The sequence below is a fragment of the Thioclava sp. ISO4 genome, from assembly GCF_058105145.1.
In genome coordinates this window covers 3,177,191-3,193,268 of sequence record NZ_CM176571.1, presented here as the reverse complement: position 1 = coordinate 3,193,268, position 16,078 = coordinate 3,177,191, and the positions used below count along the sequence as shown (strand labels likewise).

General features: G+C 65.6%; 19 protein-coding genes and 1 riboswitch. Of the genes, 3 read left to right on the top strand and 16 right to left on the bottom strand.

Annotated features, from left to right (window positions below):
• Nucleotides 1-512: 512 nt before the first annotated feature.
• Genes AC2TZ7_RS15650 through AC2TZ7_RS15640 form a run of 3 tightly spaced genes read left to right on the top strand, consistent with a single transcriptional unit; the run spans nucleotide 513 to nucleotide 2,173 of the window.
• Nucleotides 513-1,025 (top strand): phage tail protein, encoded by a 513-nt coding sequence (locus tag AC2TZ7_RS15650; RefSeq protein ID WP_489864938.1) that lies wholly within the window; start codon nucleotides 513-515, stop codon nucleotides 1,023-1,025.
• 36 nt (nucleotides 1,026-1,061) lie between these two features.
• Nucleotides 1,062-1,601, top strand: coding sequence for a phage tail protein (locus tag AC2TZ7_RS15645; RefSeq protein WP_489864937.1), 540 nt, complete (start codon nucleotides 1,062-1,064; stop codon nucleotides 1,599-1,601).
• Between the two features lie 29 nt (nucleotides 1,602-1,630).
• Complete coding sequence (locus tag AC2TZ7_RS15640) at nucleotides 1,631-2,173, top strand: phage tail protein (protein ID WP_489864936.1); 543 nt, start codon at nucleotides 1,631-1,633, stop codon at nucleotides 2,171-2,173.
• A gap of 141 nt (nucleotides 2,174-2,314) precedes the next feature.
• Here AC2TZ7_RS15640 and AC2TZ7_RS15635 read toward each other — a convergent pair whose 3' ends face one another.
• The 16 genes from AC2TZ7_RS15635 to AC2TZ7_RS15560 all read right to left on the bottom strand — a co-directional run bounded on the left by AC2TZ7_RS15635 (nucleotide 2,315) and on the right by AC2TZ7_RS15560 (nucleotide 15,880).
• Nucleotides 2,315-3,448, bottom strand: coding sequence for an ABC transporter permease (locus AC2TZ7_RS15635; protein ID WP_078523016.1), 1,134 nt, complete (start codon nucleotides 3,446-3,448; stop codon nucleotides 2,315-2,317).
• On the bottom strand, nucleotides 3,445-4,425 hold the full coding sequence (locus tag AC2TZ7_RS15630) for an ABC transporter ATP-binding protein (RefSeq protein WP_489864935.1): 981 nt from the start codon (nucleotides 4,423-4,425) through the stop codon (nucleotides 3,445-3,447). The genes AC2TZ7_RS15635 and AC2TZ7_RS15630 overlap by 4 nt, the downstream gene beginning before the upstream one ends.
• The gene (locus AC2TZ7_RS15625) at nucleotides 4,422-5,375 is read right to left on the bottom strand and encodes an HlyD family secretion protein (RefSeq protein ID WP_489864934.1); all 954 of its coding nucleotides are present in this window, start codon (nucleotides 5,373-5,375) and stop codon (nucleotides 4,422-4,424) included. The genes AC2TZ7_RS15630 and AC2TZ7_RS15625 overlap by 4 nt, the downstream gene beginning before the upstream one ends.
• A complete protein-coding gene (locus tag AC2TZ7_RS15620; protein WP_489864933.1) occupies nucleotides 5,368-6,024 on the bottom strand; it encodes a TetR/AcrR family transcriptional regulator in 657 nt (218 codons plus the stop codon). Before AC2TZ7_RS15620 ends, AC2TZ7_RS15625 begins: the two co-directional genes overlap by 8 nt.
• Before the next feature lie 145 nt (nucleotides 6,025-6,169).
• Nucleotides 6,170-6,841 carry a thiaminase II gene (tenA, locus tag AC2TZ7_RS15615; RefSeq protein ID WP_489864932.1) on the bottom strand — a complete coding sequence of 224 codons (672 nt, stop codon included), beginning with the start codon at nucleotides 6,839-6,841 and terminating at the stop codon, nucleotides 6,170-6,172.
• Complete coding sequence (gene thiD, locus AC2TZ7_RS15610; protein WP_489864931.1) at nucleotides 6,838-7,641, bottom strand: bifunctional hydroxymethylpyrimidine kinase/phosphomethylpyrimidine kinase; 804 nt, start codon at nucleotides 7,639-7,641, stop codon at nucleotides 6,838-6,840. Before thiD ends, tenA begins: the two co-directional genes overlap by 4 nt.
• Nucleotides 7,638-8,249, bottom strand: a complete 612-nt coding sequence (gene thiE / locus AC2TZ7_RS15605) for a thiamine phosphate synthase (protein ID WP_489864930.1) — start codon at nucleotides 8,247-8,249, stop codon at nucleotides 7,638-7,640. Before thiE ends, thiD begins: the two co-directional genes overlap by 4 nt.
• Nucleotides 8,246-9,034, bottom strand: a complete 789-nt coding sequence (thiM, locus tag AC2TZ7_RS15600) for a hydroxyethylthiazole kinase (protein WP_489864929.1) — start codon at nucleotides 9,032-9,034, stop codon at nucleotides 8,246-8,248. The genes thiE and thiM overlap by 4 nt, the downstream gene beginning before the upstream one ends.
• Before the next feature lie 62 nt (nucleotides 9,035-9,096).
• Nucleotides 9,097-9,191: riboswitch (TPP riboswitch) on the bottom strand.
• Between the two features lie 77 nt (nucleotides 9,192-9,268).
• A complete protein-coding gene (locus tag AC2TZ7_RS15595; RefSeq protein WP_489864928.1) occupies nucleotides 9,269-10,621 on the bottom strand; it encodes an MFS transporter in 1,353 nt (450 codons plus the stop codon).
• A 1-nt stretch (nucleotide 10,622) separates the two neighbouring features.
• Nucleotides 10,623-11,303 (bottom strand): dihydrofolate reductase family protein, encoded by a 681-nt coding sequence (locus AC2TZ7_RS15590; RefSeq protein ID WP_489864927.1) that lies wholly within the window; start codon nucleotides 11,301-11,303, stop codon nucleotides 10,623-10,625.
• Nucleotides 11,304-11,377: 74 nt separating this feature from the next.
• On the bottom strand, nucleotides 11,378-11,773 hold the full coding sequence (locus tag AC2TZ7_RS15585; RefSeq protein ID WP_078601764.1) for a (R)-mandelonitrile lyase: 396 nt from the start codon (nucleotides 11,771-11,773) through the stop codon (nucleotides 11,378-11,380).
• Nucleotides 11,774-11,808: 35 nt separating this feature from the next.
• Nucleotides 11,809-12,447 carry an NADPH-dependent F420 reductase gene (locus tag AC2TZ7_RS15580; protein ID WP_489864926.1) on the bottom strand — a complete coding sequence of 213 codons (639 nt, stop codon included), beginning with the start codon at nucleotides 12,445-12,447 and terminating at the stop codon, nucleotides 11,809-11,811.
• Nucleotides 12,448-12,458: 11 nt separating this feature from the next.
• A complete protein-coding gene (locus tag AC2TZ7_RS15575; RefSeq protein ID WP_489864925.1) occupies nucleotides 12,459-13,220 on the bottom strand; it encodes a carboxymuconolactone decarboxylase family protein in 762 nt (253 codons plus the stop codon).
• 153 nt (nucleotides 13,221-13,373) lie between these two features.
• Entirely contained in the window at nucleotides 13,374-14,237 is an 864-nt protein-coding gene (locus AC2TZ7_RS15570; RefSeq protein ID WP_489864924.1) for an aldo/keto reductase, read from the bottom strand.
• A gap of 182 nt (nucleotides 14,238-14,419) precedes the next feature.
• On the bottom strand, nucleotides 14,420-15,349 hold the full coding sequence (locus AC2TZ7_RS15565; RefSeq protein ID WP_489864923.1) for a LysR family transcriptional regulator: 930 nt from the start codon (nucleotides 15,347-15,349) through the stop codon (nucleotides 14,420-14,422).
• A 75-nt stretch (nucleotides 15,350-15,424) separates the two neighbouring features.
• Nucleotides 15,425-15,880 carry a (R)-mandelonitrile lyase gene (locus tag AC2TZ7_RS15560; protein WP_098411435.1) on the bottom strand — a complete coding sequence of 152 codons (456 nt, stop codon included), beginning with the start codon at nucleotides 15,878-15,880 and terminating at the stop codon, nucleotides 15,425-15,427.
• Nucleotides 15,881-16,078: the final 198 nt, after the last annotated feature.

Genomic DNA, 16,078 nt, shown 5'->3' with positions numbered 1-16,078 from the left:
CTCGCCAGAAGCACACCCGCCAGAAGTCGCAGAATGAAAATCCGAAGCGTTGAAATTCGCGTTATGCGAGAAAACCGGTTGGATGCCTGATTGACGGCGCATGCAATGCGACCGCTCAGCGTCAATGCCCTGAACATATCTTGTCGTCCCCACTGAAATTGCAGCGCGGCTCGGACGCATCAATGCAAATCGTCTGAAAATCCCCGTGGGGCAATTGAAAAAATAATGCGCGAGTCTCTGCTCCCTGACAGCGACGCTATGTCGCGTATTAATTTTCGTCAATCTTTCTCGCGTATTGCCGGGCTCTTGCCGAAAGGTGTCGAGAGGGCTGTGGCGCGAAGAGCGCAGTGGCCGGGCAGGCGTTGGCGCCATTCGCAGCGCTCTCTCGCGCGCAGCGCGAGCTCCCGTTTCGGTAATTTGTCAATATGGCATAACAACACATAGTTGTAAGTTGTCGCAGGACATATTCGCCCATAGCCTCGCCTTAGAGGAGAATTTAAGGGAATACTTCGATGGAACCATTTCTGGGCATGATCATGCCCGTAGCCTTCGATTTCGCGCCGCAAGGCTGGGCGTTGTGTAATGGGCAGTTGATGAGCATCGCGCAGTATTCGGCGCTTTTCTCGCTTCTCGGGACCGAGTTCGGCGGCGACGGGCGGACCACGTTCGGCCTTCCGGATCTTCGTGGGCGCAGCCCGCGCGGTGCCACGATGCAGACGCGCGGGCAAAAGCCGGGGAGCGAGGCGGTCACGCTCACGGACGCCACGATGCCCAGCCACAGCCACCCTTTCGTGGCCTCGCAGTTGGCGATCGCGGGACGTGCGCCGATTGCGCCCGACGACATGGTGATCGCTTCGGGCAATATTCCCGCTGGCAATCTCTATGGCAGCGCAGAGGCGCCGGTCGCGCTGGCGCAGACCAATATCGGTCACACGGGCGGCGGCATCGCGCATCCCAACATGCAGCCCTCGCTTTGCGTCAATTACATCATCGCCCTCCAGGGCATCTTCCCGCAGCGCTCGTAAGGCGCAACGGATCCGCCGGAACGGAGAGGAATATTCATGGACCCCATTGTCGGCCAAATCACGCTGTTTGCCTTCCCGCGCACGCCGCGCGGCTGGCTCAGCTGTCAGGGGCAGTTGTTGCCCATCAACCAATATCAGATGCTGTTCTCGCTTATCGGAACCCAATATGGCGGCGACGGTGTCACGACTTTCGGCGTCCCGGATCTGCGCGGGCGTATTCCGCTCGGCATGGGACACGCGCCGGGGCTGTCGGTCTACAAGGTCGGCGATAAGGTCGGGGAGGAGACGGTCACGCTGAGCGTCGCGGAGATGCCGTCGCATTCCCACGCGATCCAGGCGTCGAGCCAGAGCCCGGCGGCCAACGCGACCGCCGTGCCCGGCCCGGAGGTCGAGTTCGCGACCGCAGATGGCGCTGGTGTCACGCGCTACTCGGCCCAGCCTGGAGGTGCGCCCGCAACGCTGAATCCGGCCTCGATCGGGTCTAGCGGTGCGTCCCACCCGCACCAGAACATGATGCCCACCACGGTGATGAACTACTGCATCGCCTATGACGGTATTTATCCGCCGCGCCCGTAAGCGCCCGGTCTTTTCGGAAAGGACAGGATATGGACCCCATTCTTTGCACGGTCATGCCATTTCCCTACAACTTCATCCCTCAGGGCTGGATGCCGTGTGACGGCCAGCTTGTCGCGATTTCGCAATACACGGCGGTCTTCTCGTTGATCGGGACGACCTATGGCGGGGACGGGCGCACGACCTTCGGGCTGCCCAATCTCAACGGAGGCAGTGGTTCGCCGTTGAGCGTCGTTGCCGGACAGGGCGCGGGGCCGGGGCTTACCCCGCGCGCGCTCGGCCAGCATGTGGGCAGCGATACGGTGACGCTGACCGAGGCCGATCTGCCGCCGCATTCGCACTCGCTTTCGGTGTTTCCCGAAGGCGCGGATGCGAGCGCCGCGCCGTCTGCGGGCGATACCTGGATCTCGACGGGGGCCAATGGCTATACCGGCACGCCGATCCAGGAGGCGACCAGCTTCGAGCCCGGCGCGATCGCACCCGCCGGAAGCAGCCAGCCGCATGAGAACGACCAGCCGACGCTGGGGCTCGTCTATTGCATCGCCATGCAGGGTATCTACCCGAGCTTCGACTGAAAAATCCGCGCGCCCCGCGAGGCGCGCGACCTGCAATTCAAAGGGGCGGTCGCAGCGCGGCGCGCCCCTTTTTGCTGGGATGAGGTGCCGAGAGAGAGCGTGACCCGATCCGATCTGATCCGAAAGCCGTGCCGAGTGGGCTCAATCCAGCGTCTGTCGGTATCGCAGCATCGAGATCAGCATGATCACCACGCCGATGATAGCGATCGCCCGCAAGTCGCCGGTGATGTCGGCCAGATGGGCGCCTTTGAGCATCACCTTGCGCACGATGCGCAGGAAATGCGTGGCGGGGATCGCCGAGCCGATCACCTGCGCCCAGCCGGGCATGCCTGCGTAGGGGAACATGAAGCCCGACAGCAGGATGGTGGGCAGGATCGTCATGAAGCTCGCCTGCATCGCCTGCATCTGGGTGCGCACGAGGGTCGAGATCAGGAAGCCGAGGGCGAGGTTCACCACGATATAGAGGTTGAAGCCGATGAAGAAGGCCAGACCCGATCCGAGGAACGGCACCCCGAACAGAAGCTTCCCGGCGATCAGGAACACGACGGTCTGGATGTAGCCGATCACGACATAGGGCAGGATCTTGCCCAGCATCACCTCGAGCGGCCGGACAGGCGTGGCGATCAGGGTTTCCATCGTGCCGCGCTCTGTCTCGCGCACGATCGCGATCGCGGTGATCAGCACCATCGTCATCGCGAGGATCACGGCGATCAGGCCGGGCACGATGTTCAGCGAGGTCTTGCTCGCCGGATTGAATTGCTTGTGCACCACGACCGAGAAGGGCGGAGGCTGGCCTGCGACCGGGGCGAGGGGGCCCTGGAAGGTCTGCTTCACCGCAGTGTCGATGATCCCCGACAGCGCGCCGACAGCGGTGCCCACAGCCGTCGGATCGGACGCGTCGGCGCTGACGAGCAGCTTTGGCGACAGGCCCCGCACGATGTCGCGCTCGAAATTGGGCGGAATGACCACGACGAAATTCGCCGTGCCGTCGCGAAGCGCCTGATCGCCTTCCTCGGCGCTGGTCACGATGCCCTCGAATTTGAAATAATCCGAGGTCTCCATACCCGACAGCACCGCACGTGCCACCGGGCTTTCATCGGCCATCTCGATCAGGGTCGGTAGGTGGTGCGGGTCGGAATTGATGATGTAGCCGAACATCACCAGCTGCAGGATCGGGATGCCGATCATCATCGCGAAGGTCATCCGGTCGCGCCGCATCTGGATGAATTCCTTGTAGAGCACCGCTCCGAAACGCGACAGAGAGAACCAGCTCATGCGGAGGGGCCTCCGTTGACACCGAAATTGTCGGCAGCCGTCGCCATCAGATAGATGAAGACCTCTTCAAGCTCGGCCTCTTTCTTCTCCCATTTGCGCGCGTCGTTCTCTCCGCTCTTTTCAGCGACGACCGCGTCGAGCCCGGCGCTGTCGGTCGAGGAGACATGAAGCTGGGCGCCGAAACGCGCAACCTGCTCGACCCGCGGATCGGCGCGTAGCTCTTCTTCGAGCTGGATCAAGTCGGGGCCGGAGACCCGCCATGTCGTCAGGCCGACCTGATGCGGGATCTCGGTCGCGGGGCCGTCGATCAGCTTCTTCCCATAGGCGATATAGGCGATGTAATCGCATTGCACGGCCTCATCCATGTAATGCGTCGAGACCAGCACCGTGACGCCCTGTTTGCTGAGCTGGCGGATCTCGTCCCAGAAGTCGCGCCGCGCCTTCGGGTCGACCCCGGCGGTGGGTTCGTCGAGAAGCAGGAGCGCGGGTTTGTGCTGCATGCAGGCGGCCAGTGCCAGACGCTGTTTCCAGCCCCCCGACAGAGTGCCCGCCAGTTGCTTGCCGCGCCCTTCGAGGCCAAGCGTCCGCAGGGTCTCGTCCACCACCTTCTTGCGGTTCTTCACCCGATACATCCGCGCCATGAAGTCGAGGTTCTCGCGGATCGTCAGATCGCCATAGAGCGAGAACTTCTGCGTCATGTAGCCGACGTTTTCCTTGATCGCGCGCGCCTCCTTGTGGATGTCGTAGCCAAGGGTATGACCTTCGCCGCCATCGGGGGTGAGCAGGGCGCACATCATCCGGATCGTGGTGGTCTTGCCCGAGCCGTTGGGGCCGATGAAGCCGTAGATCGCGCCTTTGGGCACCGACATATCGACCGCGTTCACCACCTTCTTGCCGTTGAAGATCTTCGTGAGCCCTTTCACGACGATCGCGGGCTCGCTCCGGGCGCTCGCGCTGTCGGCGGCTGTCGTGCTCATTTCACCCGCCTCAGGCTGACCGGTTGGCCCGGCAGGAGCGACGCGCCCGCCGGGATGCGCGCCTCGGCCCGGAACACGAGCCGCGAGCGTTCTTCGCGCGAATAGATGATCGGGGGTGTGTATTGCGGCTCGGAGGCCATCTTGCTGATCGTTACCTTGATGCCCGGATCGCAGCCGTCGCATTCCATCTCCAGCTGATCGCCAATGGCGAAATCCGCGCGCTCGGTCTCGGGCAGGAAGAACAGGACCTTGAGCGCATTCGGGGGCAGGATCGACAGCACGGGCGCCCCGGCTGCGGCCACTTCACCGGCCTTGTAATAGACCGTCTCGATCCGACCGGCCACGGGGGCGGTGACCGTCATGTCATCGAGCTGCGAGCGGGCGAGATCGGCATCGGCCTGTGCCGCCTCGAGCGTCTTCTGGGCTGCGAGAACCTGCGCGCTGCGCGCGGGCAGGGCCGCCACTTCGAGCTGGGCCTTGAGCTGGGCCACCTGCGCCTCGGCTTCTTCCAGCGCGGCGCGGTCGACATCCACCTTGGCCTGCGCGACGATCTCGCGGGCGAACAGATCCTCGGTCCGATTGAGCGCGGATTCCGCGAGATTGCGATGGGCGATGGCTTGCTCCAGCGAGGCTTTGATCACGTCGATCTCGGGGTCGCGCGACCCGGTTTCGAGGTTGTTGAGATTGGCGTTGGCGGTGCCGATCTTGGCCTCGGCCGCCCGCAGCGCCGCCTGCTGTTTCGTCGAGTCCATGTCGAAGAGGAACTGATCGGCCTTCACGCTGTCGCCTTCGATCGCCGCAAGCGTCTTGATGCGTCCGGTGACCGAGGGGGCGACATAGACGTATTCGCCCTCCACATAGCCCGAGTAATGCGGCACCGGGGCGTCCCCATAGCCGGGAATGATCGCGGTGAGCAGGGCGCTGATCCACGCAACAATGGTATCAAGCATCGGTCGAACCCTCCGGTGACAGGAAAACGCCGTGGAATAGAATGTCGAGGTGGTTCTCGATCAGCTGATCGAGGGAGAGCCCGTCCTCCGGCACGATGTCGAAGATCTCCGCAAGCAGGAGATGGACGACGATCGGGCCGATGATCGAGCGCAGGGTCAGTTCGGGATCGACCGGGCGCAGTTGGCCCGAGGCGATGCCCTGTCGGATGATTTCGGTCGCCGCGGGCAGGACGTGGTCGAACACCTCGCGCCGATACATCGCGGCGATCTCGGGCGCGACGACGGCCTCGCGGATCACGACCTTCGGGACCGCCAGCACTTTCGGATCTCCCAGCGAGGTCGCGATCAGAGAGAACAGCGCGCGCAGGGTGGCGCGCGCGTCGTCCGAGGTCGGTTCGACAAGCGCTTGCGCCCGCGTGGCGATCGGAGAAACCGCCCGGCGCACCAAACCTTCGAGGATCGCCTGCTTCGACGGGAAATAGAGATAGACGGCCCCCTTGGAGAGACCCGCCGTCTTGGCGATCTGCGCCACCGACGTATGGGCGTAACCCTTTTCATCGAAGAGCGAGAGCGCCGCGTCGAGCACCTCGTCAGGCCGCGCCTCTGCGCGACGGCGAAATTTGGGCTCGGGCGAGTCGGGATCTGTCATGGGTAGAAAGTAACTGACCGGTCAGTCAGTAGCAAGGGTTTTAGATGACAGATGGGCAGGCTGCGCGAGGCGGGTGGCGAGGCGATGGGCGCGACCTGATGTCTTTGAGCGACCAGCCGAGACGGCTGGCCGCCCGGGGCAGGGGTCAAGTCGCAGGCCGCCGCCAGCTTTCGCGGTGGTAAGCGCTGTCCCAGAACCGCCATTCATGCCAGCAGCTGCGCGCGAAAGCCCGGTGCATCCGCTGGCGGTCGGCCTCATCGGCCTTCGCGCCCAGACTGTCAGTCAGCGCCAGCATCCGTTCCACGCTCTGATCGAACGCCTCGCCCGAATAGGTCGCGATCCAGGCGGCATAGGGGTTCGCGTCCCCGCTGACCTGCGCAATTTCCCGACCGATGTCGCGGTAAATCCAGAAGCAGGGGAGTAGCGCCGCCACCGCTTCGGGGAAATCGCCGGTCGTCGCACTGCGCAGCAGGAAGGACACGTAGTGATCGCAGGCGGCTGAGGGCTCGATATCCGCGAAATCGTCGGCCGCGACGCCGAACAGCCCCATGTAATGCGCATGCAATTCCCGCTCGACCGCGATCGCGCCTGCCGCCGAACCTGAGAGCTGCGCGACGGTCGGCGCATCGGGAGCCTTCGCGGCGGCCAGTGCGAGCGCACGGGCGAAGCCTTCGAGGTAATGGGCGTCCTGAATGATGTAGCCTTGGAATATCTCCCGATCGAGGCGGCCCTCCGCCAGTTCGCGATTAAAGGGCATGTCGTGGATCTGGCGGCGCAGCGGCGCGGTCGCCTGCGCGAGGTCTTGGGTGAAGCTCATTGCGCTGCCTCCTGAATGGCGTGGAAGTGGTGCACCGGCCCGTGGCCCGAGCCGACGGACAGCCGATCCGCCCCGGCAATCGCGGCGCTCAGATAGGTTTTCGCGCGCTGCGTGGCCTCCGCGAGCGGCAGACCCGCGCCGAGCCACGTCGCCAGCGCCGAGGACAGGGTGCAGCCGGTGCCATGCGTGTTGCGCGTCGCGATGCGTGGCGCATTCAGCCAAACTTCGTCGCGCGCGGTGACCAGCAGGTCTGGGCTTTGTTCGCCCTGCAGATGCCCGCCCTTCAGCAGCACCGCGCGCGGCCCGAGCGCGCGCAGCGCATGGGCCTGTTCGCGCATCTCGTCAAGCGTCGTCGCCTCGGCGCAGCCCAGGAGATCAGCGGCCTCGGGCAGGTTCGGCGTGATCAGATCGGCGCGCGGCAGCAGGCTGCGCAGCGCAGTCACCGCCTCCTCTGCCAGCAGCCGATCCCCGCCTTTCGCGACCATCACCGGGTCGAGCACCACCGGACACTCGAGCCCTGTCAGCCCCTCGGCCACGGTCTCGATGATTGCGGCATCGCCGAGCATCCCGATCTTGATCGCGTCGATCCGGATGTCGTCGCGCAGCGACGTCATCTGAGCCGCGATCAGCCCGGTATCACACAGGCTGACCGCCTGCACGCCGCGCGTATTCTGCGCAGTCAGCGCGGTGATCACGCTCATCGCATAGCCGCCATTGGCGGAGATCGCCTTGATATCGGCCTGAATGCCCGCCCCGCCCGATGGGTCGGAGCCAGCGATGGTGAGAATATTCGGGATCATAGGTCGCTCCATGCGCTGCGCAGGGTTCGGGTGGCGCGCGCCATGTCAGGCGCGCGCGAGATGGCGGAAATCACGGCAAGACCGGCACCGCCGGCCGCGCGGATCGCGGGCGCATCGGTGGCGGTGATCCCGCCGATCGCGAGACAGGGGAGGTCCGTGCGTGCGACGATCGCGGCAAAGCCCGCATGGCCGATCGGGGCGGCGTGGTCGGGCTTCGAGCCGGTCGCATGGATCGGGCCGACGCCGAGATAATCGACGCCGGCAGGCACGGCGCCGATCTGCGCCTCGGTCTCGATCGAGAGGCCAAGGAGCATCTCGGGCCCGATCCGGCGGCGGATCGCGACCGGATCGCCATCGCTCTGGCCGATATGCAGCCCGGCGGCGCCGATCTCGATGGCCACCGCGACCCGGTCATTCACGATCAGCGGGACATCGTGGGGCGCAAGCGCCGCGATCAGCGTCCGGGCGAGCGCTGCGAATTCCGCATCAGGGAGCGTCTTGTCGCGCAGCTGCACCCAGCCCGCGCCGCCCTCAGCCGCCGCGATAGCCTGCGCGATCACGGGCTGCGGGGCGTCCGGGTCGGTGACGAAACAGATGGGCGGGATCATGCGGGGTCGATCCGCGCGCCGGCGCTCAGCGCCTCGGCGTCAATCGCATGGAGCGCATCGAGGAAGGCGACCTGAAAGCTGCCCGGACCTTGGGCGGTCGCGCCCGCGCGCTCCCCGGCGAGCCCGAAATAGGCGAGCGCCGCGACGACCGCCTCGAACCGGGGCTGGCCTGCCAGAAAGGCGGCGACGACACCGGTGAGCGAACAGCCCAAAGCGGTCACGCGGGGCATCATCGCATGGCCATTCGCAATCCGCGCGGCCTGCGTGCCGTCAGTCACGAAATCCACCGCGCCGGTCACCGCCACTACGGCGCCGCTCACACGGGCCAAGGCCCGCGCGGCGCTTTCCGCGGTCTCGACGCTCTCGGTGGAATCCGCCCCTTTCCCCGCGCCGGCCTCCCCCGCAAGCGCAAGGATCTCCGAGGCGTTGCCGCGGATCACCGTCGGGCGCAGGTCCACGAGGTGCGCACCAAGCGCGCGCCGATAATCCGTCGCGCCGACCGCGACCGGATCGAGCACCCACGGGATGCCCTGCGCGCGCGCGACCGTGGCCGCCGCCTCCATCGCCTCGGCCCAAGCGGGCGACACCGTGCCGATATTGATGCTGAGCGCCTGCGCGAGACCGGCGAACTCGGCGGCCTCCTCGCGCGCATGGACCATCGCGGGCGAAGCGCCCGAGGCCAGCAGCACATTCGCCATCACGTTCATCGCGACGTAATTGGTGATGTTGTGAACGAGCGGCGCGGTCTGCCGCATCTTTGCGAGATATTGTCCGGGGTCTTCCATCGCACTCTCCTTGGCTGCGGGCAGCAAGAGGAGTGCGAGGGGGCAAAAGGCGGGAACGCGCCTGACCGTCTCACGCGCCTCCCTCCGCCGGCATTATCCGGTTCAGGTTCTAAGGGTTCGTCTCAGCCCGGTTGCCCGAGCGCCCCTGTCGCTTCGTGCAAAGAGGTGACACCCTCCGAGCCGCCCGTCAAGCCGGGTCAGGCGAGGTCGGTGTTTTGCGACGGGTTCGCGCCATCAACCGGCGCGCTGTTTTCCAAGCCTTGGTGCGCCGAGCATGAACAGCACGCCCAAGGCGCTGAACAGAACGGTCATCACCACCGCCTCATGCCAGCCTGCGAAGAACCGCTCGCCATCGCGTCCGGCAATCAGCACCGAGATCAAGGCGATCCCGAGGGCGGAGCCGAGATAGCGCGCGGTATTGTTGGCCGCCGAGCCCATCGCGGCGCGCTCGGGCGGCACGGATTGCACCGCCTCATGGCCCAGCGCGGCGTTCAGGATACCGTTCGCAACCCCGGCGATCAGCAGCCCCGGCACGAGGATCGCCCAACTCGCCGCAGGTGTCGCGAGCAGCATTAGGGCCTGCCCGAGCCCGCAGCCGACGATCCCGCCGATCACGCGCTGGCGCGAGGTCCAGCGCGCGGGCAAGCGATGCGCGTTGAGCGCGGCGATCACGGTCAGGGCCGACCATGCGAGCAGGACGAAAGCGGCCGTGAGCGGTGTCTGGCCCATGCCGCGCACCAGCACGATCGGCACCAGAGACATCAGCGCGAGCACGCCCGCGCCCGAGGCAAACGCCGCGAGGGTCGCGCCGGTGAAGGGCGCATGGGCGAAGAGGTCGAGCCGCAGGATCGGGTTCGGGTCCCGGCGTTCGGTGCGCAGGAAAAGGGTCAGAAAGGCCAGCGCGCCCAACACGAGCAAGCCCACCACGGCGAAGGCGCCCAGCCGCAGCTCGGTCAGGGCCGAGAGCAGGCAGCCGAGGCCGAGCATCAGTAAAAGGCCGCCCGTGAGGTCGACCTTATGCGGGCTGCGCGGGCTCTCGGGCAGGCGGGCCGAGGCGCTCAGCGCAAGGGTGGTCGCCGCAAGCGCGATCGCCCAATGCCCTGCGGGCCAGCCGCCAATCGGCAGCAGCGCAGCGGCAAGGATCGGCCCCAGCGCCACGCCCGCGCCAAGGCCCGCGGCCCAGATCGCGGCGGCGCGGCGGCGTGGCTCGCCCTCGTAGATCTGGCCCAGAAGCCCGAGGCCGCAGGCCATGATACCGGCGCTGCCGAGCCCCTGCACGACACGCGCGACGATCAGGAACAAACCGGTCGGCGCGAGTGCGGCGGCAACGGAAGCGAGCGCGGTGAGCCACAGCCCGCCCACGAAAGTCCGCCTGCGCCCCAGCGTATCTCCGAAGGCCCCGGCGATCAGAAGCCCGCAGGCCGCCCCAAGCGGCATCCCCGACATGATCCACGCCTGCTGCGCGGGGCCAAGCCCGAGCGCGGCGGTCATCGCCTCGAGCGTGGTCAGCGGCAGGGTGAAGACGACGAGTGATAGCATGGTCGCAAGCGCCACGATGGCGAGCGGGGCTTTCGGAGTGACGGGCATCTCAGCTGTCCTTGCTCACGCGGTGGCGGAGCCAGACGACACCGTTCTCCAGCGTCTCGGTCTGCACCAGCTCCAGCGATTGCGCGGGGCCGGTGCCCTGTTCGTAGATCGCAGGCGCGCCGCTATTGCCGTCGATCACCGGCAGGATCAGGGTGCTGGTCGCGTCGATCAGCCCCTTGGCGAGGAAAGTGCCGTTCAGCGTGCCGCCGCCTTCCAGCAGCAGCCGGTCGATCCCAAACCCCTCGGCGATGCGGGTCAGCGCGCCCTCGATGTCGTCCCCGTCGGGGCCGCCGAACACGACCGAGATGCCACGCTCTATCAGCCGCTCGACATGCGCCTGCGCGACACGCTCGGAGAGCACGATCGCCAGATGGTCGCCCTCGAGTTCGTCCGTATCCGGCAAGAGCCGCCCCTTGCGGTCGAATACGACGCCGAGGGTGCGTCCCGCCAGATCCGCCAGTCGATCGGGGCGCGGGGTCGGCGCGGGGTCGAGCATCGGTTCGACATGCGGCACCCAGCCTTCGAGCGAGGCGCGGCCGATGATCCAGCCTTGCCCCTCCAGACGGCTGCCGACCGCATCGTAGATCGTCAGCAATTCGTCTTCGGAATAGGGCCACCCTTCGGTCTTCAACCGTCCGTCGAGGGTCGTGATCATATGGCAAGTGATATGCGGCCGGGGCATGGTGGGCCTCGTGCTTGGAAAAATCTTGGGAAGACGAAAGAGAAGGCCGAGCCGCGCAGGCCCGGCCCTCAAGGTCAGCCGTTATAGTCTTCGTCGGCGACTTTCTCGAGCCAGGTGACGGGCGAGCCGTCGATGCTTTCCTGCACCGCGATATGGCTCATCGCGGTCTCGGACGAGGCGCCGTGCCAGTGCTTTTCGCCTGCCGGGAACCACACGACATCGCCCTGGCTGATCTCTTCGACGGGGCCGCCTTCGCGCTGGACGCGACCGCGCCCGAAGGTGACGATCAGGGTCTGGCCCGCCGGGTGGGTGTGCCATGCGGTGCGTGCGCCGGGCTCGAAGGTGACATGGCTGCCCGAGGTGCGGCCGGGCTCTTCGGCCTGAAACAGCGGGTCGACGCGGACGGTGCCGGTGAACCAGTCTTCGGGGCCCTGCATCGAGGCGTTGGTGCCGGAACGAATGATTTTCATGGGAAAACTCCTTTCTTGGGTAGGGGCGCGCGGGCTTAGCCGCGCAGTTTTTCGAAACGGTAGGTCAGGGCGGGACCGCCGGGTTGCCCATAGGCCAGCTCGGCGGTGACCATTGCAAAGGGTTCGACGAAGCGCCCGGTGCGCAGCCCGCCCGCATCAACCGGCGCAAAACCGATATCTTCGATCAGCCCGCGCGCGACGGCCTTCGCGCCGGCGTCATCGCCGTAGATCAGAAGCTGCGGCGGGTCGGCCTGTCCCTTGCGGGCGAAGACCGGGGCGAAGCTCTCGGAGGGAGAAGTGTTGAATGCGGCCACCCAACGCGCTTGCGGACGCATGGTGGCGAGTTGCTCGGCCCCGGAGGTCTTGGGGCCGAGCACGAGATCGCTATTGCTCGCATCGAGCGGGACGCAGCAGTTGAGCACCACCTGACCCGCCATGTCACCGGCCTGAGCCAGCACATCCTCGATCCGGCCCCAATGCACGGCGAGCAGGATCGCATCCGCATCCGCGACCGCCTCGGAGACGCTCGTCGCGCGCCCGCCGGTCTCGGCGGCGAGCCGCTCCAGCTTGGCCGGACTGCGCGAATAGGCGAAGCGCAGCTCGTGGCCGCATTGCGCCCAGATCCGTCCGAGCTTGGCGCCCATCAGTCCCGATCCGAGAATGGCGATCTTCATGGCAGGGTCCTTTATTCGGCGCGGTTCTCGAAGACGTCCTTGGCCACCGGCAGCGCCGAGAAGACCTTGGGCCAGCCCGCGTAGAAGGCCAGATGCGAGAGCATCGCGCCCGCTTCCTCCTGCGTCAGCCCGTTATCCATCGCACGGTTGAGGTGGAAGGTCATCTGCTCGGGCTGGCCCGCCGCGATCAGGGCCGCGACGGTGACCATCGAGCGGTCGCGCGGCGCGAGATCGGGACGCAGCCAGAGGTCGCGGAACAGAAGCTCACGCGTATTATCGACCACGCCCATCGAGACATCGCCATAGGTGCCGCGCACGAAGCTCTCTCGCGATTCCTCGGCCTCCTCATCGAGCGGCAGCAGGTCGACCTCTGTGCCGGGAAGGCTGTCGGCGGCGATCCCGCGCGCCTCGTAGACCGGGGCCATGGCCTCGGCCGCGGCGGTGGCATTGCCCCAGCCGGTGTAGAAGGCGAGATGGGTGACGGTTTCCGACAGTTCGGCAGGCGTCACGCCGCTATCGAGCGCGAGTTCGACGAAACGCTCGAGGTTTCCGGTCTCGTGGCGGGTCATCAGCGCTGCGAAGGTCACGAGCGAGCGGTCCCGCATCGACAGCTGCTCGCCGGTCCAGACCGAGCCGAGAAGGTCATTGCTGGAATAGGCCTCGAGCGCGGGGGCCGCGCGGCCAACGGCGTCGGGGACGGTGCGATCGAGCGCCTCGCCGGAGGCCGAGGACGCGATCAGAGCAAAGGCGGAAGCTGCAAAACGGGTTTTCATATCATCTCTCCTGTCGGGTTGATCTTGTCCTTCAGAGATGGGGTAGGCGGCGTTCCGGTTAATGCCGCATCAAGCCAAGTCACTCATGAGCGAGATTCATCGAAAGGCTTGAGAGGCATCGCCGGGATAGGCCCGGCGGTGCGATGGTCTGGCTCAGAGCTGCCCGCCATAGACGGGGAACATGCTCGCTTCGCCGTAATCCTTGATCTCCTCGACCGATTTCAGCGCCTCCATATCGGCGTCGGAAATCTCGAAATCGAGCGCCGCATTGGAGCGCATGTGATCGGGGTTGGCGGTCTTCGGCAGCGCGACCATGCCCAGTTGCAGCACGTAGCGGATCGACAGCTGCGGAACGCTGACGCCGTATTTCTCGGCCATCGCCTTGATCTCGGCATTGTCGAGGATCTGGCCGTGACCGATCGGTGAATAGGCCTCGGCGACCATGCCGTGGCTCTGGATGTAGTCGATCAGCTCAAAGGGCGTGTTCGACACGTGCGCGAGGATCTGGTCGATCATCGGCTTGACCTTCGCGTTGTCGAGCAGGTTGTCGAGATCCGCCTTCTCGAAGTTCGACACGCCGATTGCACGCAGCTTGCCCGCCTCATAGGCCTCTTCCAGCGCGCGCCACGCTTCGAGGTTGCCCTCGAAGTAGCCATCGTCACCGTGGAACTCGGTCCAGGGTTTCGGGCTGTGAATGATCATCAGGTCGATCTGGTCGAGCCCGAGGGTTTCGAGCGAGCCGTCGATGGCGGCTTTCGCATCGGCATAGTTCTTGATGCCTGCGTCGAGCTTCGTGGTCAGGAAGATCTCGTCGCGCGGAACGCCGCAATTGCGGATGCCTTCGCCGACGCCGCGCTCGTTGCCATAGGCCTGCGCGGTGTCGATGTGGCGATAGCCCATCTCGACGGCGGCCTTCACCGCATCGGCCACCTTGTCATCGTCGATCATCCAGGTGCCAAGGCCCAGTTTCGGGATCTCGACGCCATTGGGGAGGGTAAGGGTTTCGTTCAGGATCATGCCTGGCTCCTTGCATTGGAGTGCGCCGCGCCCCTCATTTTTCAAGAGCACGGCTTCGGTTCATGTCCTGCAATCTAGGGCCAGCTGGGCCACAGGATAATCGGCGGAATTTTTATAGCACTCATGAGTGACAAGCATGAATGCGCACGTTCATTCACCCGAGCGTGATAATAGGGAGCCGTTCAACTCCGCTCGCGCAGGGTTTCCAGCACGGCGCCGAAGGCCGAAGAAGGGCGTTGGCGGCTGGGGTAATAAAGGTGAAATCCCGGGAAATAGGGGCAATATTCCTCGAGGCAGGCTTGCAGGGCGCCGCTTTCCAGATGGGGCGCGGCGAGCCGATCCGGCACCAGCGCCAGCCCGTGCCCGTCTATCGCTGCATGCTGGACAAGGCCGATTGTATTGAAGCAGGCCTGACCGGAGACCTTCACCCGGATTTCGTGGCCCTCGGCATCCTCGAATTCCCAAGCATAAAGCGCGCCATGCGTCGCCAGCCGCAGGTTGATGCAATTATGCTCGCTCAGATCATGCGGGGTCTGGGGCACGCCAGCCGTCTCGAAATAGGACGGCGCGCCGACGCAGAGCATCCGTTCGTCCGGGCCGATCCTTGTGGCGATCATCCCCTCGCTCACGCTGTCGCCATAGCGCACCCCGGCATCGCATTGCGCCGAGGCCAGATCGGTGAAGCCGTAATCCATCACCAGTTCGACATTGATCGAGGGGTATTGCTTGAGAAGCGGCGAGAGCTTCGGCCAAAGAACGGTCTCGATCGCGTAATCGGTGGAGACGATGCGCACGGTGCCCGTGGGCTCGTCCTGCGCGTCATCGAGCGCGCGCAGTCGCGCCTCGATCATCTCGAAACAGGGGTTGAGCGTGGCCAGAAGATCCTCGCCCTCCAGCGTCGGCGCAACGGATCGCGTCGTGCGCGTCAGCAGCCGCAGGCCCAGCCGTTGCTCCAGCGCCTTGATCGTGTGGCTCAGCGCCGATTGCGACACGTTGAGCCGCGCTGCGGCCTTGGTGAAGCTGCGCTCTTCGGCGACGGCGGCCAAGGCGATCAGATCGTTGATATTTTCGCGCAGCATGAGGGAGGCCTCGCTGAATGTTGGTGTCGCCATCGGGCGGGTCTCCCTCACGATATATGCGCGTGGTTCATGACGTCCACGGATTATTCAGCCGTGGATCAGGCGACGTCACTCCAGATAATCCGCGTCGCTCACCTTCTCGCCCCAGGTCACGGCGGAGCCATCCACCACCTGCTGGATCGCGAAATGCGTCACATGGGTCGTGTCGGTCGCGCCATGCCAATGCTCGATGCCGGGCGGGCACCAGATCACGTCGCCCGCCTGCATCAGTTGCTTGGGCTGGCCGCGTTCCTGCACCCAGCCGGAGCCTGCCGTCACGACGAGCTTCTGCCCCGCCGGATGGGTGTGCCAGGCCGAGCGCGCGCCGGGAAGGAAGGTCACTTCGCCCGCGCTCACATCGCCCATGTCGGGGCCGAAGACGGGGGCGACGAGGGCGGTGCCGGTGAAGGTGTCAGAGCTGCCGATCGTGGCCGCGCGGCTCTCCGCCGGGGTCAGTTCCATCGACTGCGCGACGGCGGCGGGGGCGGCGAGAAGGACAGCGAGCGTCGTGAAGGTGCGGATCATCAGAGATCTCCCTTGGATTGCGTTTCAATGGCAAGGCCGTGATCTCCTTGGCCTCGCTCTCATTGAGGTAAGGACCGCAGACGCGGGGTTAATGCCGCAAAAGCCGGAAAACCTCATGAGCAGGATTCATGGATGCTGTGCGCAAAGCGGTGATTATCTGCGGCGCGTTTCGCGGCATGTTGGAAGACAGGCGCCACC

What these genes read in the sequence shown, in the direction of transcription:
- AC2TZ7_RS15630 (WP_489864935.1), bottom strand. Translation starts at nt 4,425, where the DNA reads ATGAGCACGACAGCCGCCGACAGCGCGAGCGCCCGGAGCGAGCCCGCG.
- AC2TZ7_RS15640 (WP_489864936.1), top strand. Translation starts at nt 1,631, where the DNA reads ATGGACCCCATTCTTTGCACGGTCATGCCATTTCCCTACAACTTCATC.
- AC2TZ7_RS15590 (WP_489864927.1), bottom strand. Translation starts at nt 11,303, where the DNA reads ATGCCCCGGCCGCATATCACTTGCCATATGATCACGACCCTCGACGGA.
- thiE (WP_489864930.1), bottom strand. Translation starts at nt 8,249, where the DNA reads ATGATCCCGCCCATCTGTTTCGTCACCGACCCGGACGCCCCGCAGCCC.
- thiD (WP_489864931.1), bottom strand. Translation starts at nt 7,641, where the DNA reads ATGATCCCGAATATTCTCACCATCGCTGGCTCCGACCCATCGGGCGGG.
- thiM (WP_489864929.1), bottom strand. Translation starts at nt 9,034, where the DNA reads ATGGAAGACCCCGGACAATATCTCGCAAAGATGCGGCAGACCGCGCCG.
- AC2TZ7_RS15645 (WP_489864937.1), top strand. Translation starts at nt 1,062, where the DNA reads ATGGACCCCATTGTCGGCCAAATCACGCTGTTTGCCTTCCCGCGCACG.
- AC2TZ7_RS15580 (WP_489864926.1), bottom strand. Translation starts at nt 12,447, where the DNA reads ATGAAGATCGCCATTCTCGGATCGGGACTGATGGGCGCCAAGCTCGGA.
- AC2TZ7_RS15575 (WP_489864925.1), bottom strand. Translation starts at nt 13,220, where the DNA reads ATGAAAACCCGTTTTGCAGCTTCCGCCTTTGCTCTGATCGCGTCCTCG.
- AC2TZ7_RS15570 (WP_489864924.1), bottom strand. Translation starts at nt 14,237, where the DNA reads ATGATCCTGAACGAAACCCTTACCCTCCCCAATGGCGTCGAGATCCCG.
- AC2TZ7_RS15585 (WP_078601764.1), bottom strand. Translation starts at nt 11,773, where the DNA reads ATGAAAATCATTCGTTCCGGCACCAACGCCTCGATGCAGGGCCCCGAA.
- AC2TZ7_RS15625 (WP_489864934.1), bottom strand. Translation starts at nt 5,375, where the DNA reads ATGCTTGATACCATTGTTGCGTGGATCAGCGCCCTGCTCACCGCGATC.
- AC2TZ7_RS15650 (WP_489864938.1), top strand. Translation starts at nt 513, where the DNA reads ATGGAACCATTTCTGGGCATGATCATGCCCGTAGCCTTCGATTTCGCG.
- tenA (WP_489864932.1), bottom strand. Translation starts at nt 6,841, where the DNA reads ATGAGCTTCACCCAAGACCTCGCGCAGGCGACCGCGCCGCTGCGCCGC.
- AC2TZ7_RS15595 (WP_489864928.1), bottom strand. Translation starts at nt 10,621, where the DNA reads ATGCCCGTCACTCCGAAAGCCCCGCTCGCCATCGTGGCGCTTGCGACC.
- AC2TZ7_RS15620 (WP_489864933.1), bottom strand. Translation starts at nt 6,024, where the DNA reads ATGACAGATCCCGACTCGCCCGAGCCCAAATTTCGCCGTCGCGCAGAG.
- AC2TZ7_RS15560 (WP_098411435.1), bottom strand. Translation starts at nt 15,880, where the DNA reads ATGATCCGCACCTTCACGACGCTCGCTGTCCTTCTCGCCGCCCCCGCC.
- AC2TZ7_RS15635 (WP_078523016.1), bottom strand. Translation starts at nt 3,448, where the DNA reads ATGAGCTGGTTCTCTCTGTCGCGTTTCGGAGCGGTGCTCTACAAGGAA.
- AC2TZ7_RS15565 (WP_489864923.1), bottom strand. Translation starts at nt 15,349, where the DNA reads ATGGCGACACCAACATTCAGCGAGGCCTCCCTCATGCTGCGCGAAAAT.